Below are 15,506 nucleotides of genomic sequence, written 5' to 3' on the forward strand. Positions count from 1 at the left end.
CCGGGTCGCCGGGCCGGTCGGCGCGGCGTACGACGACGTTCCTCTCATCCTGCTGCGGCATGTGCTGCTCCCCCGCCTCCGCGGTCGTTCCCCCGGTCCCTCGACACCGCGGCCGTCGCGCTCCAGCTCGGCCTGCTGCGGGACAGCGACGGCGAAGGCGACGCCGGGGGCGGGGCCAGGGACGGGGACGGGGCCAGGGGCGGGGACGGGGCCAGGGACGGGGAGGACTGACCGCCCCGGCCTGCCTGGAGGTGACTAATGTGAACGGTATGAGCGAACACTCGGAGCGTTCCGTCGTCGTCGAACGCATCAGCAGCGGCCAGTTCGTGGCGACCAACTCCCACGGCGCATCGATCCGGTTCGGTACGTCCCCGGACGGCGACCAGGACGCCGGGTTCACCCCCGTCGAGTTGTTCCTGGCCGCGATCGGCGGCTGCACGGCGGTGGACGTCGATCTCGCCACCGGCCGTCACGCGGAGCCCACCCGGTTCTCCGTGACGGTCAGGGGAGACAAGGTCAGCGACGACCTGGGCCATCGCATGACGAACCTCGAAGTCGCGTTCACCGTGGCCTTCCCGGACGACGAGGGCGAAGGGGCGGAGCGCGCCCGCGCGATCCTGCCCCGGGCCATCAAGGCCTCCCACGACCGTCTGTGCACCGTGAGCAGGACCGTCGAGATCGGCACACCGGTGACCACGACGGTCACCGACGGCTGACGCCCCAGCCCGCCCCGCTCGCGCCATACTGGTGGAAACAGGGTGAAATCGGGAAGGGCGAGTTCCTGGAGGCGCAGCGATGCAGCAGCACGCCGAGAACGGGCGCGACCGCACGACGGACGCCGCGGAGGAGCCGGAGCCGTACGACGACGAGCCGTACGACGACGAGCCGTACACCGACGAGCCGTACGACGACGGGGCGTACGACGAAGAATCGGCGGCGCGGCCTCCGCAGGACGGCGGCCCCGATGTCTTTCTGGACGTCCCCCAGCTCAAGGTCGATGAGCTCACCCTCGACGTGGAGAACCTGCGGGCCCGGGTGTCCCTCCAGGCCGAGGTGCTCGACCTGCTCAAGCTGAACGTGGGCGCCGACGTGGCGCTCGGCCAGGTCCACCTCGGCATCTCGGGGGTCGAGGCGCAGGCCCAGCTCAAGGTCCGCCTGGACAACGTCGCGCTGATCATCAACCGGGTTCTCACCACGCTCGACCGCAATCCGCAGATCCTGGAGGACCTGGCACGCGGCATCGGGTCGGCCGCGCACGACGTGGGCCGGGGTGCCGGGAGCGCCGTGCGGCAGGTCGGGGAGGGAGCCGGGTCCGCCGTCGAGGACCTCGGCGGCAGCGCCGGCGAGGCCGTCGGAGAGGTCGCGCGGGACGTCGGAGATGGAGATACCGTCGACGCCGTCGAGGGCGTCGCAGGCGGGGCGGGGGAAGCCGTCGCCGAGATGGGCGGGGCGGCGGGCAGGGCCGGCGCGAGCGCGGGCGACGCGGCGCGGGAGACCGGACGGGCCGCTGGACGGGCTGCCGGGCGGAGCGTTCCACGCACCTCGCAGGAGGCCGGGGGCGGAGACCCGGCCCGTCGGCGCCGCACCCGCGACGACGGGCCCCGGGCGCCGCGACCGACCGCGCGCCGGGGTGTCGGAAAGCGCGAAGAGCCGCCGTGAACGGGTGCGCCGGCGTCACCGGCCGCCGGGCCCTCCACCGGGCACCCCGCGGACCCCGGCCCCGACATCGCCTTCGACGCGGTCGTCAGGGGCGCCCGGCTGCGTTTCGAGGAGTCACCACGGACCCGGGTCTCCTTCCCCGGCTCCGGAGCGCGCGAGTCGGTGTCCCGCACCGAGCGGACCAACCTGCCCCGACGTGTGGAGCCGGGGAAGGAGTATCGCGGGGTGACCGTGGAGTACCACCTCGCCAGCCGTCTCACGGGGACCCCGGAGCACGGGTCGCCGCCCGACGAGGGTGATCGGGCGACGCGAGCCGAACGGCCTGGGCCGGACCGCGGACCGGCGGCTTCCCGTAGCTCCCCAGTCGACCGACCATGATGGACGCATGGCAGCACAGGAACCCGACCGGCCCGACAGCGGGCCTTCGCTGGACCGGATCCTCGGTCTCATCGCCCCCGGCATGCTGGATGTCGTCGTGGCGCCGCGCGGCTCCGGTGTGCCGGTGGCGGACGTGGCGCTGTACGACCCGGGCGAGGAGCGGGACGACGGCACCTGGGCGGCGTCCGGACTGATCCTGCTCGCGGTCGGTGTGGACGCCGCCTCGCCGGAGGCGATCGACGTGCTGCGCGCCGCCGACCGGGCCAAAGCCGCGGCCGTGGTGCTGAGGCGGGGTACTCGCGGGCCGCGGACCGCGCTGCTGGAGGCGGCCGCAGCGGGCCGTACGGCGCTGCTCACCCGGCGGCCGGCGCCGGGGTGGACGGAGGTGCTCGGTCAGCTGCGCACCGCCCTGGCCCACAGTGCCCCGACCGGGACGACCGGGATGGAGGGCCTGCGGCTCGGTGACCTGCCGGGGCTGGCCAACACGGTGGCGGCCCTGGTCGGCGGCGCGATCACCGTCGAGGACCCCCGGTCGAGGGTGCTCGCCTACTCGCGGATGGACCATGAGCCCGACCCGATGCGCAGGCTGACGATCCTCGGGCAGGAGGTCCCCCGCTGGCGGGTGGACGAGCTGCGCGAGAGCGGCTTCTTCCAGGCCCTGTGGAGCACCGACGGCGTCGTACGGCTGCCCGCCGACGACCGGTACGCGGAACGGCTGGCCGTGGCGGTGCGCCACGGCTCGGAGATCCTCGGGTCGCTCTGGGCCGCCGCCGACGGCCGGCCACTGGCCGAGGACGCGGCGGCGGCGCTGCACACGGCGGCGCGGGCCGCCGTCCCGCATCTGTCCCACCACCAGACCTGGGGCCGGGCCGCGGCCAGGGCGCGAGAGGGCGCGGTGCACGCGCTGCTCGACGGGAGCGGACAGCCGGCGCGCGTCGCGCACGAGGCCGGGGTCGCGCCGGGTCGGCCGTACACGGTGATGGTCGCGGAGGCGTACGACGCTCCGGAACGGACCGGTGCGCCGTCCGCGGCAGCGGGGGGCGCCGCCGAGCAGCGGGTGCTGGACGTGCTCGCGCTGCAGGCCGCGGCGTACCGGCCGGGCTGTGTGACGGCGAGGTCGGGGCGACGACTGTACGTCCTGCTTCCGGCCGGGGAGGACGAGACGGACCCGGCGCGTGCCCTGCTGACGGCGGCTCGCTCGGTGCCGCGCGGCGTGGTGTTCGCGGGCGTCGGCCCGGTGACGGCCGACCTGTCGCAGTTGCCCGCGTCGCGCGAGGCCGCGGAGCTGGTGGTGCGGGTGCTGGAGGAGCGTGCCGCGCGACTGCCGGCCGTGGACGTGGTGTCCGCGGCGGCGGCGTTCGGTGAACTGGTCCCCGAGGTGTCCGCGCTGCGGGTGCTCGACCGGGTCGCGCCGTTGTGGGAGAGCCTGCCGGGCCCGGTGCACGCCATGGTGGAGCACGACCGGACACACGGCTCGGAGTACGGCGCGTCGGTCGCCGCCTACCTCGACGCGTTCGGTGACACGGGCGCGGCGGCCGGGTGCCTGAACGTGCATCCGAACACCCTGCGGTACCGGCTGCGGCGGGCCCGGGAGCTGTTCGGCGTCGACCTGGCGGACCCCACCCTGCGCCTCCTGGCGGACATCGGGCTGCGGCTGGCGCGGCGACCGGGGTGAGGCTCCCGGTCCCTCGAGTGTCGCGACCACGCAAGAAGAGTGATCGTTTGGTTGTCGTCGTGCACAGCAATCCGAGCCCACCCTGGGCGAGGGGAACGAAGACACGGCGGGTGCCGCGGACCGAAGCTGGGCGGGACAGGACGGCAGACCGCCCGACGAACGCCGTGAGGACCGACACGTCTGGAGTGTGTTGACAGTGACTTCCGGTTCCGTGACCTCTGGTCCCGTGACTTCCGGTTCCGTCCACCGGCGCGGCGCCGCCCGTGAGGCCGCGCTCGCACGGGCCGTCAAGGACGGTCTGCTGGGCCCGCACGCGCCGCTGATCGGTCTCCTCGACGTCGACGGTGTGCTCGCCGCCGTCGAGGCGCTGAACGAGGCGTTCCACGGACCGGCCGCGGCGCAGCACACGTTCGCGGCGAAGGCGTGCGGCCTGGTGCCCGTACTGAGGCTGCTCGCGGAGGCGGGCATGGGGTGCGAAGTGGCCTCGCCCGGGGAGCTGGAGCAGGCGCTGGCGGCCGGATTCACCCACGACCGGCTGGTCTTCGACAGCCCCGCCAAGACCGTCCAGGAGCTCGACTTCGCCCTGGCCCACGGGATCGCGATCAACCTGGACAACTTCCAGGAGATGGCCCGCGTCGACCGCCTGCTGGCCGGCCGGGAGGCCTGCGGGCCCATCGGACTCCGAGTGAACCCGCAGGTCGGAGCGGGTGCCATCGGTGCGATGAGCACGGCCACCGCGACCTCCAAGTTCGGCGTCGCGCTGCGTGACGAGGGAGCCGTCGACGCGGTGATCGAGGCTTTCGCGCGCCGGCCGTGGCTCAACCGGCTGCACGCCCACGTCGGCTCCCAGGGCTGCCCGCTGCCGCTCATCGCCCAGGGGGTGCGGGCGGCGTACGAACTGGCCGAGCGCATCAACACGGAACTGGGGCGCGCCCAGATCACCGGACTCGACATCGGCGGTGGCCTGCCGGTCAACTTCGACGACGAGGACGACCGCCCGACCTACGCGGACTACGTCGCCGAGCTCCGCACCGCGGTACCCGGCCTCTTCGACGGCCGCTACGCCCTGATCACCGAGTTCGGCCGTTCCCTGCTCGCCAAGAGCGGCACCATAGGCTCGATCGTCGAGTACACCAAGTCGGCCGGGGGCCGGCGGATCGCGGTCACGCACGCCGGTGCCCAGGTGGCCACCCGCACGGTCTTCATGCCGGACGCCTGGCCGCTGCGCGTAGGGGTGTTCGACGCGGCGGGCCGGCCCAAGCCGGGCCCCACCGAGGTCGTCGACATCGCGGGCCCGTGCTGCTTCGCCGGCGACCTGACGGCGACCGGGCGCGAGCTTCCGGCCGTCGAGCCGGGCGACGTGGTGGCGCTGTACGACACCGGGGCGTACTACTTCTCCTCGCCCTTCTCCTACAACTCCCTGCCGCGACCCGCTGTGTACGGCTATCGGACGGACTCCGGCGGACGGGTCGCCTTCGCCGTGGTCCGCGAGGCCCAGAGTGTGCGCGGCGTGGTCGAGGAGAGCGGGCTCTCCCAGGCGGACGCCCTGGTGGGGCTGTGCTCCGGGAACGCCGTGACACGCCCTGGTCGGTGAGGGCCGGCTCGCCGCCGTCCCGGGGGACCTGTCGAGTGCGCCGGGTGCCTGCCGGTGGTGCCTACCCGGTTCCGGGCCGGCCGCCGGGTGTCATGGCAGCATGACTCTCGATCGGCCGATGTACCGCGTCAAGCGGCGTCTGCTCGGCAACCCGCTCACCACCGAACGCGTCAGCGAGGAGAAACTGAGCAACCGGACGGCACTCGGTGTGCTCGCGTCCGACTGCATCAGTTCGTCGGCCTACGGCTCCGAGGAGATGCTCCGGGTACTCGTCCCGGTTGCCGGAGCGGCCGCCTTCACGATGGTCATGCCGGTGACCGGTGCGATCCTGCTGGTGTTGCTGCTGCTGACGCTCTGCTACAGCGATGTCGTCACGATCTACACCCGGGCCGGCGGCTCCTACGTGGTGGCCCGGGAGAACTTCGGACCGAACGTCGCGCAGGTCGCCGCGGTGGCCCTGCTCGTCGACTACGTCGTCACCGTCGCCGTCCAGGTGTCGGCCGGCACGAGCGCGCTGATCTCGCTCGCCCACCTCGTCGGCAACGGCTGGACGGGGCTGGACCACCTCCAGTTGCCGGTCTCCGTGCTGGTGATCGTGCTGCTGGGGTACGGGAACCTGCGCGGGGTGCGCGAGGCGGGCCGGATGTTCGCGCTGCCCGCCTACCTCTTCGTCGCCGCGATGGGCCTGGTCTTCCTCGTCGCGGCGGTGCGCGGACTCGTCGGTGAGCTGCCGCACGCCGACCTGAACGCTCCGGGTGTCGTGCCCCTGGGGACTCCTGGCGACGGCTGGCTCTACGGTGCGTCGCTCTTCATCGTGCTGCGCTCCTTCGCCAACGGCGGCTCGTCCCTCACCGGACTCGAAGCGATCTCGAACGGCATCTCCGCCTTCCGCGAACCGCAGGGCCGCAACGCCCGGCACACCCTCGTCGCCATGAGCTGCGTGCTCGCCGTGCTGGTCCTGGGTGTCTCCACCCTCGCGCACTTCACCCACGCCGTCCCGTACACCGACGGGACCCCGACCGTCATCGCGCAGGAGGCGCGGCTCGCCTTCGGCAACGGCACCGTGGGGACGGTCGGCCTGGTCTTCGTCCAGCTGGCGACAGCGCTGGTCCTCTACACGGGCGCCAACACCCCCTTCACCGGCTTTCCGTACCTGGCCAGCTTCGTCGCGCAGGACCGGTTCCTGCCCGGGTGCTCACCCGGCGCGGGCACCGGCTGGCCTTCTCCAACGGCATCGTCACGCTGGCCGCTCTCTCGCTGGCCCTGCTGCTCGGCACGGGCGCCAACGTGGACAGGCTGGTGGCCCTCTACGCGATCGGCGTGTTCACCGCCTTCACCATGGCCGGGGCCGGCCTCACCGCCTACCACCTGCGCAGGCGCGAATCACTGCGCCGGGTGAAGATCACGGTCAACGCGCTCGCGGCGCTCGTCTCCGCGGCCGTGGTGCTGATCTTCGCCGTCACGAAGTTCACCGAGGGCGCCTGGCTGGTCGTCGTGGTCTTCCCCCTCGGGGTCTGGGTACTGATCCGGATCAACCGCGAGTACCGGCGCGAGGCCGCCGCCCTGGAGCGGCTGCCCGCGGGCGCGGACCGCCCGCGCATGCGCCGCCACCGGGTCCTCGTCCTGGTCGAGACGCTGGACCTGGCCACTCTGAAGGCCCTGCGGTACGCCCACGAGCTGCGGCCCGACAGCGTACGGGCCGTGCACTTCGCCATCGACGAGGCACACGCGCGCCGACTGTCCGCCCGTTGGGCGTCGACGTCCGCGACCTCGGTCGAGCTGGAACTGGTGGCGTGCCCCGACCGCCGACTCCGTCACGCGATGCGGGAACTGGCCGTCCGGACCACGGAGGACGGGGAGACGTCCCTGACGGTGCTCGTGCCCCGGCGGATGTACGCCAACGCCCTCGGCAAGCTCCTCCACCGGGGCACCGGGGAGAAGATGTCGAGAACGCTGGAGCAACTGCCGCACGTGGCGGTCACGATCCTCCCCTTCAACGCGTCCCACGCCATGCGGGCCCTGGAGCGGGACCACCTGCCCGACATGGACTGACCCCACCCTTCGGCCGAGCGACGCCCGTCAGGAGTCGGCGGAGGGCCGGGAGCCGGTCCCGGCGGCAGGCGTGCGCCGTTGGAACGTGGCGTACAGCAGCCACAGCGAGGGCACGAGCAGCAGGGCTCCCACAGCCAGCACCACCAGGCAGGCCGCCAGGACCGCACCGTCCGAGGCGGCCTGCTCGACCGTCGTCCCGCCGACCAGCATCGCGGGGTACTGCGCCGCGCCCCACGCCCACAGGATCGCGGCGACCGCCAGGGCCGCGGCGGGACGGGCCAGCACGAAGCGGTTGCGGTGCAGCAGGACGAGGCCGAGGAGACCGGCGACGGCACTGAGGACGACCAGCGGCAGCGCGCGGTGGGTCAGACCGTGGAAGAGCTCGGGGGCGTCGGCGTGCAGCACGGCGACTCCGGCTCCCGCGACGGCGCCACTGACCAGCCCGCTGATGACGGCGCGACGGGCGAAGACCGGGGCGAGCTCCCGTTCGCCGTCACGGGCGGCGTCGGCGCACAGGTAGACCGCGGCGAGATGGGCGCAGGCGGTGACCGCGAGGACGCCGCCGAGGGCGGAGGTGGGGTTGAGCCAGCTGGTGATGACGTTGCCGGCGGCGAGGCCCGGCGGTACCCGCCCGGAGGCGACCGCCCCGGCGACAGCGCCGAGGAAGAACGGTGTGACCAGGGAGGACAGGGCGAAGAAGGCCCCGAAGAGCCGTTGCTGCCACAGCTCGGTGCTCGCCTTGCGGAAGGCGAAGGCGGCCCCGCGCGCGATGATGCCGAGAGCCGCGAGCGTCAGCGGCAGGTAGAGCGTGGACAAGACGGCGGCGAACACGGGGGAGAACGCCGACCACAGCAGCACGATCACGAAGATGAGCCATACGTGGTTGGCCTCCCAGATGGGACCGATGCTGTGCTCGATCAGGCGGCGCTGGGGCAGTCCGCGCCGGGACCCGCCGGCGAGCAGGTCCCACACGCCGGCCCCGAAGTCCGCCCCGCCGAACAGGGCGTAGCAGGTGAGGCCCACCCACATGACAGCAAGAGCCGTGTCTGCGAGCACGGTCACCTCCGAGGCCGGCCGCCTGAGCGGCGCGAGAAGCGGTTCAGGGGGTGGAAGCGGTCGGCGGGGGAGTGCTCCGGGCGGCGTGGACGGCAAGGCGCGCCGGGAGACCCCGGGCCGGTCGTACGGCCGGTCACAGGGCCGGTCACAGGGGTGGTCATACGACGGGATAGCTTTCGACGTCCTGCTCCTGCGGAGCCAGGGGCACGGCGGTGCCCTTGGCGAGGCGGCGGAGTACATAGACGGTGGCGACGGTCATGCCGGCGTAGACGATCAGGACCAGCCACAGTCCGGTCATGAGGCCCGGCGCCGGGTTCACGGCATCACGCACGCTCATGATTCCCCAGACGATCCAGGGCTGCCGCCCGAGTTCGGTGACGCACCAGCCGCTCTCCAGCGCGACCACCGAGGCCGGACCGCCGATCGCGGCCAGCACCAGGAACAGCCGGGAACCGCGCTGGTCCAGCAGCTCGTCCCGGCTCCGGCGTCCACGCCACCAGGAGAGCAGCAGCCAGGCGCCCAGGGCCAGCAGGAACAGTCCGATCCCCACCATGATGTCGAACGCCCAGTGCACCCCCGTCACCGCCGGCCACTGGCCGCGCGGCACCTTGTCCAGGCCCTGGACCACGGTGCTCGGCGAGTAGCCGACCAGCAGGGAGAGGCCGTTGGGGATCTCAAGGCCATAGCGCAGGGCGTCGTCACGAGCGACGCCGCCGAGAGTCAGCGGCACGTGCGAACCGGTGGTGAACACCCCTTCGATCGCCGCCAGTTTCGCCGGCTGGAACTCCGCCAGGAACCGCGCGGCCCAGTCGCCCACGACGAGCTGGAAGGGTGTCACCGCGGCTCCCAGCGTGAAGGGGATGTAGAACCCGGCCTTGTGATAGGCGTCCCGGCGGCCCCGCAGCAGAGCGACCGCGTAGACCGCCGCCGTCGTGAAGGACGCCACCATGAACGCGGCGAGGATCATGTGCACGGTCTGCGGCGGGCTCGCGGGATTGAGCATGGCGGCCCAGGGGTCCACGTCGACGACCTTCCCCTCGCGCAGCACGAAGCCGCGGGGCTGGTTCATCCAGGCGTTGGCGCAGACCACGAAGAACGCCGAGGCGACACCCGCCACCACGATCGGCAGCCCGGTGAGCAGATGCCGCCGGGGCGGGAGGCGGTCCCAGGCGTAGAGGTAGATGCCCAGGAAGATCGCCTCGATGAAGAAGGCGATGCCCTCCAGGGCGAAGGGCAGACCGATGACCTGGCCGAACCTCCCCATCAGACCCGGCCACAGCAGCCCCATCTCGAAGCTGAGGATCGTGCCGGACACCGCGCCCACGGCGAAGAGCACACCCATCGCACGGGCCCATCTGCGTGCCAGGAGCCGGTGGGCCGGGTTTCCGGTACGGATGCCGTACCACTCGGCGATCAGCGTCAGCGCGGGCAGCCCCACACCGAGACACGCGACGACGATGTGCCAGGCGAGGGAGAACCCCATCTGCGCCCGGGCCGCGGCGAGGTCCCCCTCGGACACCTTGTCGACGGCCGACAGGACGGCCGGCCACGCAGTCGCGGCCAGATCGTGCGTGACGGCCACGCCTGCCTCCCACCAGTGAGCCATGCCCGGTGCCGTGTTGCATATGCACCGGTTTGTGCCCCCCGACGGTAGCGGCAACGAGCCCTTGAACCACCCGCGCCACGCCTCGACGGGGGCGGGCGCGCGGCCCAGCCCCGTCCGGGGCGGAGCGACATGGCACACAGACGTGGCAGAACTCGCCGTGAGCGGGTACACGGGTCAGGGCAAGGGTCACACGCGCTTAGTTGCCATTTGACAACAATAGTCATCGGCAACAGGGTGGCGAGGTCGGGTACGAGGGGAGAGGACCTGAGATGCTCCGATGGGCGGGAACCACTCCGCGCGTCGAGCGCTGTCGCCTGCGTGCGGGGCCGCCGGTGCTGCCGGCGCCCGGTCAGGCGGTGCGGCTGTTGGAGTCCGTCACGTCACCGTGCGTCTGCGCCGCCGCGGTGTCGCAGAACGCCTCCAGCCCTTCCAGCAGGGCCACTCGCTTGGCGGCGGGCATGTCCGCCAGCACCTTCCGCAGCTCCTTCTCCCTTCGGACGCGCAGGTCGGCGAGGAACGCTCGGCCCCGGCTGCTGAGGTGCAGCCGCACCTCGCGCCTGTCCTCCGGACGCGTCACCCGCTCGACGAATCCGGCCGCGTGCAGGCGGTCGCACAGTCGGCTGGTGGACGGTGGCGTGGAGGCGAGGGACTCGGCGAGGGTGCGCAGGTTGATGCCGTCGTGGTGCTCGAGGATATGCAGCACGCGGAGCTGGGAGGCCGACGTGGGCGCCGTGGAAGCCCGCCCCCACACGACCTCCAGCAGCTCAACGGCCGTCGTGGTCACGCGCGCGACCTCGTCGGGCTCCGGGCGGCGGAAGACAGTCACGATCACACTCTCGCAGGCGCTGGGGTGCCTGCCAGCGTACTAGGCGCACTCGCCGCGTACAGACGGTCCGGAGCCGCTTGTGCGACTCCGTGAGCCCGACGCGTTCCGTTGCAGGACGAAAGGAAGGTGCATTTCCCCTCATGAACAGATTTGTGACCACAGAGCGCGCCCTGCGTACGGCGGCCCCGCACGAGCTGCTCGACGCCATCCGTGCCGTACTGGCCGAGCAGTATGGTGCGGAGGACGTCGAGCTGTTCATGGCGGACTACGGCCTGACCGTGCTTCAGCCGGTGTCGGTGCTCCCGCACACCATGGAGCCGGTGTCGGTGCACAACAGTCCCGCCGGGCGGGCCTTCGGCTCGCAGAGTCCCTACCGCGAGGACGCCGGGGGCGGGCGGGCGCGCCTGCACCTCCCGGTCAGTGTGCGCGGCGACCGGCTCGGCGTGCTGAGCGTCACGCTGCCCGGCACGGACGCGGCCCGGGAGTGGGAGTCGGAGCTGGCAGAGATCGCCTCCGTACTGGGGCACGAGGTGGTCGTGGCGGAACGCGACACCGATCTCTACCTGCAGGCGCGGCGTCGGGACCGGCTGACACTGGCCGCCGAGATGCAGTGGCAGTTGCTGCCCGGCCGTTCCTGCTCCCGTCCCGAGTACGAGTTGGGTGCACAGCTGGAGCCCGCCTATGCCATCTACGGCGACAACTTCGACTGGTCCGCCACCGCCGACCATCTGATGCTGTACGTGACCAACGGCATGGGCGAGGGCGTCGAGGCGTCCCTGCTGACGAGCCTGGCGATCAACGCGCTGCGCAACGCGCGACGCGCCGGCATTTCCATCGCCGACCAGGCCGCTCTGGCCGATCAGGCGGTCTACGCGCACTACCGGGGGCGCTCCTACCTGTCCGTCCTCATGTTCGACTTCGATCTGGCCGCCGGCCGGGCGAGCGTGGTGGACGCCGGCTCCCCCCAGCTGCTGCGGCTGCGGGACGGCAAGGTGGAGCGTGTGGCCTTCGAGGCCCAACTGCCCCTGGGCATGTTCGAGGAGACCGACTACGTGGCGCAGGACTTCCCCGTGGAACCCGGTGACCGGCTCGTCTGCGTCAGTGACGGCGTCCACGCGGTGGCCTCGCCGAAGGGGGAGAGCTACGGGGAAGCGGCCCTCGCCGGCGCCATCCACGCCACCAGGCTGCTGCCTGCCGCGGAGGTGCCGCGCGCCATCCTGCGGGAGCTGACCGGCCACCGCGGTGAGACCGTGCCGGACGACGACGCCCTGGTCATGTGCCTGGACTGGTACGGAAGACGGGACGGCTGACCGGTCGAGGCCGTCCGGTCGCGACGATCGCGTGTTGTTCCACCCGGCGCATCACGCTAACGTTGCATCACGCTAATGTTTGTCATCCGACAATTATTGCCTCATGGCCCGTCGTTCGGCGGCCGGGTACCGGGCACAGCAAGGAGACGATGCAGGTGGCGGAGCACGACACGGCCCTCGGGACGGCGCAGGAACTGGGCGCCTTCCTGGAACGCCGTCGCGAGCAGATCGCCCAGCGGTGGGCGGACGCCGCGCTGTTCCGCACGGTCTTCACCGTCTCCAGGGACGAGGCGGTCGAGGCGTGCAAGGCCGTGGTGGACGCCCTGGCGGAGGTGGCCCGCACCGGTCGGCTGGAGGACGTCACGGCGCCCGGCTTCGGCGCGGTGCGGGACCAGTTGGGGCGGATGTCCGCCTCCCGGAGCCGGGCCGGGCAGAACCCGTCGCAGATCGCCGACGAGATCGCCGGCCTGCGCGAGCCGGTCGGCGCGCTGCTGCGGGCCGACTTCGACGAAGACGCCGTCGAGCGGACGCACGCCTGCCTGGTGGCGCTGACGGTTCTCATGGGCACGCTCCGCCTCGTGGTGCTGCAGACGACGGTGCACGCCGGGGAGGAGCTGATCGCCCGCCAGCGCGAGCAACTGCTGGAGGTCGCCACCCCGGTCATACGGCTGTGGGAAGGCATCGTCGCCGTGCCGCTCATCGGCACCCTGGACAGTGCCCGCAGCCAGGTCGTGATGGAGAACCTGCTGGAGGCGATCGTGGGCCAGCGCGCCCGGTACGCCATCCTCGACATCACCGGTGTGCCGACCGTGGACTCGCTCGTGGCGCAGCACCTGATGAAGACCGTCGCCGCGGCCCGCCTGATGGGGGCCGAATGCATCGTCTCGGGGATCCGTCCCGCCATCGCCCAGACCATCGTCCACCTCGGCATCGACCTCGGCTCGATCACCACGCGCGCCTCCCTGGCCGACGCCCTGGCGCACGCCCTCACCCGGCAGGGCATCGTCGTCTCCCCGCGTCCGGCCGCGGGAGCGAGCGCTCCGTGACCGGGCTCCCCACCTCCCGGCCGGCGCCGGCGCCCGTGCCGGTGCTCGCGCTGGGGGACGTCCTGCTGGTCACGCTGCGGGGAGAACTGCACGACGGGGCGGCCGAACAACTGCAGGACGACCTGGCCCACCGCATCGCCTCCGGCCCCGCGCCCCTGCAAGGCGTGGTGATAGACATCTCCGGCGTGGAGATCGTCGACTCCTTCCTCGGCCGCGTCCTGGCCGAGATCGCGGCGGCCGCGAGCCTGTTGGCCACGCGCACGGTCCTGGCCGGGATGCGCCCTGCCGTGGCCATCACCCTGGTGGAGCTGGGCCTGACCCTGCCCGGCCCGGTGACCGCCCTGGACGTCGAAGCGGCCCTGTCCCTGCTGGGACGAGCCCCTGTGTCCGCTCTCCCCGTTCCCCCGGAAGGGGGTGTGTGATGCATGCCCCATCCGCCTCGGCATCCGCCGCGACCACACGTCTGCACATCGGCTCGGACGCCGACCTGGCCTGGGTCCGTCACGAAGTACGCCAGGCCGCGGCCGGCCTCGGCTTCAGCCTGGTGCAGCAGACGAAGCTGGTGACCGCGGCCAGCGAACTGGCCCGCAACACGCTCGTGCACGGCGGCGGCGGGCACGTGGAGATGACACACCTCGAAGACGGTGCCGGCCGCGGACTGCGGCTGGCCTTCACGGACGAGGGACCCGGGATTCCGGACCCGGAGCTGGCGATGACCGACGGATACACCTCCGGCGGCGGCCTGGGCCTGGGCCTGAGCGGAGCCAAGCGGCTCGTCCAGGAGTTCACCCTCGACAGCCGTCCCGGACGGGGCACCACCGTCACCATCACCGACTGGACCACCGTCCTCCCCGCCGCCCGTACCGGCGGATCATGAGCGGGGTAGGGGACGACGAGGCCCTGGAGGCGCGGCGCTACTTCGCCGTCCTCGCCCCGCGTCTGCGCCCCTACGGCTGCTCGGGGCCCGCGACCATCCGCGACACCTCGCGACCGCCCGGGCCGCCGGCGAGCCCGGCACGGAGTTCCGCTACGAGAACGGCAACGTCGAGGCACTCGCCGAGGTCCTGCGACGGATCACCGGTCTCAGCACCTCGGCGCTGATGTCCGAGATGATCTGGTCCCGCATCGGGGCGGAGGAGGACGCCTACTATCTCGTCGACACGGACGGGGCCGAGGCGGCCTGCGGGGGCTTCAGTGCCACCGCGCGCGACGTGGCCCGCCTCGGCGAACTCGTCCGCTGCGGCGGGGCCGTCGGCGACCGGCAGATCGTGCCGGAAGCCGTGACCGCCCTCGTCGGGGGTGTCCCCGACGGCTACCCGCGCCGCGGTCGCCTTCCCGCGGCACCGCCCGAATCGCCGACCACCCTGTCGTACCACGACCTGCGGGGGATCCTGAACGCGTTCGTCAGGCCCGGTCGTGGAGGGTGATGTGGTAGCCGTCGGGGTCGGCGAAGGTGAAGGTCCGGCCGAAGGGGCCGTCGACCGGCGCGGAGACGATGGTGTGGCCGTCGGCGGCGAGAGCGTCGTGGGTCCGCTGGACGTCGGTGGCGTGGAGCCAGATCGCGGCACCGATGCCGGGCCGGGCGGCGGAGCCGAGGTCGGTGCCGGGCGCGATGTCGCGCACCGCGAACGCGATCGGCTTCGTGTCGAAGACGACGGCGTGCGCGGGTCCCGCCGGTGAGCGGACGAGGCCGAGGTACTGCTCGTAGAAGGCCTGGGAGGTGTCGAGGTCGCGTACCTGGAGGGAGAGGAAGTCGGGGCCGGTGGCGGGCATGACGATGCTCCTTCTGTCTGTGTCAGATTCCTGACACGAGACGGTATGTCAGAATGCTGACATGAGTCAAAAGGATGCCGGCGTCGACCTCGACGCCTCACTGGGCTACCTGCTGAAGGAGGCTTCCAGCGCCCTGCGCACAGCCATGGAGGAGGTGCTGCGGCCACTCGGCATGAGCGTGACGCACTACTCCTGCCTCGAACTGCTGGCGCAGCGGCCGGGCCTGTCCAACTCCGAGCTGGCGCGGGGCGCGTTCGTGACGCGGCAGACGATGAACGTGCTGCTCCAGGCCCTGGAACGAGACGGCTACGTGACCAGGCCCGCGGAGGCGCCCGTGGGGAAGGCCCTCCCCGCGCGGCTCACCCCGCGCGGACGACGGAGCCTGGAGAAGGCGACGGCAGCGGTCCGGTCGGTCGAGGTCAGGATGCTGTCCGGCATGACGGAGGCCGAGCAGTCGAGCGCGTTCCGCAGCCTGCGGAGCATGGTCCGTGCCCTGCGCGACGGTGACGACGGCCGGTAGTCCGTACCGCC

At 72.4% G+C, this 15,506-nt stretch carries 14 protein-coding genes and 1 pseudogene; 11 read left to right on the forward strand and 4 right to left on the reverse strand.

The genetic code is table 11. From position 1 onward, the window contains the following. Positions 1-269: 269 nt before the first annotated feature. The 5 genes and pseudogenes from IE94_RS0112830 (at position 270) to IE94_RS35465 (ending at position 7,358) form a co-directional block, all read left to right on the forward strand. Positions 270-716: an OsmC family protein gene (locus IE94_RS0112830; RefSeq protein WP_030182683.1), complete on the forward strand. Its 447-nt coding sequence runs from the start codon at positions 270-272 to the stop codon at positions 714-716. Positions 717-795: 79 nt separating this feature from the next. Then, positions 796-1,659, forward strand: coding sequence for a hypothetical protein (locus IE94_RS40595; RefSeq protein ID WP_078606465.1), 864 nt, complete (start codon positions 796-798; stop codon positions 1,657-1,659). Between the two features lie 385 nt (positions 1,660-2,044). Continuing rightward, positions 2,045-3,712 (forward strand): PucR family transcriptional regulator, encoded by a 1,668-nt coding sequence (locus IE94_RS0112840; protein ID WP_030182687.1) that lies wholly within the window; start codon positions 2,045-2,047, stop codon positions 3,710-3,712. A 226-nt stretch (positions 3,713-3,938) separates the two neighbouring features. Then, positions 3,939-5,306, forward strand: coding sequence for a type III PLP-dependent enzyme domain-containing protein (locus IE94_RS0112845; protein WP_030182689.1), 1,368 nt, complete (start codon positions 3,939-3,941; stop codon positions 5,304-5,306). A 100-nt stretch (positions 5,307-5,406) separates the two neighbouring features. Continuing rightward, positions 5,407-7,358, forward strand: a pseudogene (locus IE94_RS35465) (APC family permease). Between the two features lie 27 nt (positions 7,359-7,385). On the opposite strand, the gene IE94_RS0112855 reads toward IE94_RS35465, so the two are convergent. From IE94_RS0112855 to IE94_RS0112865, 3 genes are all read right to left on the reverse strand, one after another. Further along, the gene (locus IE94_RS0112855) at positions 7,386-8,414 is read right to left on the reverse strand and encodes a cytochrome d ubiquinol oxidase subunit II (protein WP_051777484.1); all 1,029 of its coding nucleotides are present in this window, start codon (positions 8,412-8,414) and stop codon (positions 7,386-7,388) included. Between the two features lie 157 nt (positions 8,415-8,571). After that, positions 8,572-9,978, reverse strand: a complete 1,407-nt coding sequence (locus tag IE94_RS0112860) for a cytochrome ubiquinol oxidase subunit I (RefSeq protein ID WP_051777486.1) — start codon at positions 9,976-9,978, stop codon at positions 8,572-8,574. Positions 9,979-10,369: 391 nt separating this feature from the next. After that, positions 10,370-10,804 carry a MarR family transcriptional regulator gene (locus IE94_RS0112865; RefSeq protein WP_030182700.1) on the reverse strand — a complete coding sequence of 145 codons (435 nt, stop codon included), beginning with the start codon at positions 10,802-10,804 and terminating at the stop codon, positions 10,370-10,372. 182 nt (positions 10,805-10,986) lie between these two features. Between IE94_RS0112865 and IE94_RS0112870 the strand changes: the two genes are divergently transcribed. The 5 genes from IE94_RS0112870 (at position 10,987) to IE94_RS35470 (ending at position 14,629) form a co-directional block, all read left to right on the forward strand. Then, a complete protein-coding gene (locus tag IE94_RS0112870; protein WP_030182702.1) occupies positions 10,987-12,156 on the forward strand; it encodes a PP2C family protein-serine/threonine phosphatase in 1,170 nt (389 codons plus the stop codon). A 149-nt stretch (positions 12,157-12,305) separates the two neighbouring features. Next, entirely contained in the window at positions 12,306-13,202 is an 897-nt protein-coding gene (locus tag IE94_RS0112875) for an STAS domain-containing protein (protein ID WP_030182705.1), read from the forward strand. Continuing rightward, positions 13,199-13,624, forward strand: a complete 426-nt coding sequence (locus tag IE94_RS0112880) for an STAS domain-containing protein (RefSeq protein WP_030182708.1) — start codon at positions 13,199-13,201, stop codon at positions 13,622-13,624. Before IE94_RS0112875 ends, IE94_RS0112880 begins: the two co-directional genes overlap by 4 nt. Further along, positions 13,624-14,079, forward strand: coding sequence for an ATP-binding protein (locus tag IE94_RS0112885; RefSeq protein ID WP_030182709.1), 456 nt, complete (start codon positions 13,624-13,626; stop codon positions 14,077-14,079). Before IE94_RS0112880 ends, IE94_RS0112885 begins: the two co-directional genes overlap by 1 nt. Before the next feature lie 76 nt (positions 14,080-14,155). Then, positions 14,156-14,629, forward strand: a complete 474-nt coding sequence (locus IE94_RS35470; RefSeq protein ID WP_245235236.1) for a serine hydrolase — start codon at positions 14,156-14,158, stop codon at positions 14,627-14,629. Here IE94_RS35470 and IE94_RS0112895 read toward each other — a convergent pair. Next, positions 14,607-14,975, reverse strand: coding sequence for a VOC family protein (locus tag IE94_RS0112895; protein ID WP_030182712.1), 369 nt, complete (start codon positions 14,973-14,975; stop codon positions 14,607-14,609). The two genes, IE94_RS35470 and IE94_RS0112895, sit on opposite strands and share 23 nt — an antisense overlap. Positions 14,976-15,036: 61 nt before the next feature. Here IE94_RS0112895 and IE94_RS0112900 point away from each other — a divergent pair, with 61 nt between their 5' ends. Then, on the forward strand, positions 15,037-15,495 hold the full coding sequence (locus IE94_RS0112900; RefSeq protein ID WP_030182715.1) for a MarR family winged helix-turn-helix transcriptional regulator: 459 nt from the start codon (positions 15,037-15,039) through the stop codon (positions 15,493-15,495). Positions 15,496-15,506: the final 11 nt, after the last annotated feature.

The sequence above is a fragment of the Streptomyces violaceorubidus genome (assembly GCF_000717995.1).
Classification (GTDB): Bacteria; Actinomycetota; Actinomycetes; order Streptomycetales; family Streptomycetaceae; genus Streptomyces; species Streptomyces violaceorubidus.

Excerpts from the sequence above, each read along its gene's own strand:
- IE94_RS0112840 (WP_030182687.1), top strand. The coding sequence starts at position 2,045 with ATGGCAGCACAGGAACCCGACCGGCCCGACAGCGGGCCTTCGCTGGAC.
- IE94_RS0112900 (WP_030182715.1), top strand. The coding sequence starts at position 15,037 with ATGAGTCAAAAGGATGCCGGCGTCGACCTCGACGCCTCACTGGGCTAC.
- IE94_RS0112870 (WP_030182702.1), top strand. The coding sequence starts at position 10,987 with ATGAACAGATTTGTGACCACAGAGCGCGCCCTGCGTACGGCGGCCCCG.
- IE94_RS0112830 (WP_030182683.1), top strand. The coding sequence starts at position 270 with ATGAGCGAACACTCGGAGCGTTCCGTCGTCGTCGAACGCATCAGCAGC.
- IE94_RS40595 (WP_078606465.1), top strand. The coding sequence starts at position 796 with ATGCAGCAGCACGCCGAGAACGGGCGCGACCGCACGACGGACGCCGCG.
- IE94_RS0112875 (WP_030182705.1), top strand. The coding sequence starts at position 12,306 with ATGCAGGTGGCGGAGCACGACACGGCCCTCGGGACGGCGCAGGAACTG.
- IE94_RS0112895 (WP_030182712.1), bottom strand. The coding sequence starts at position 14,975 with ATGCCCGCCACCGGCCCCGACTTCCTCTCCCTCCAGGTACGCGACCTC.
- IE94_RS0112885 (WP_030182709.1), top strand. The coding sequence starts at position 13,624 with ATGCATGCCCCATCCGCCTCGGCATCCGCCGCGACCACACGTCTGCAC.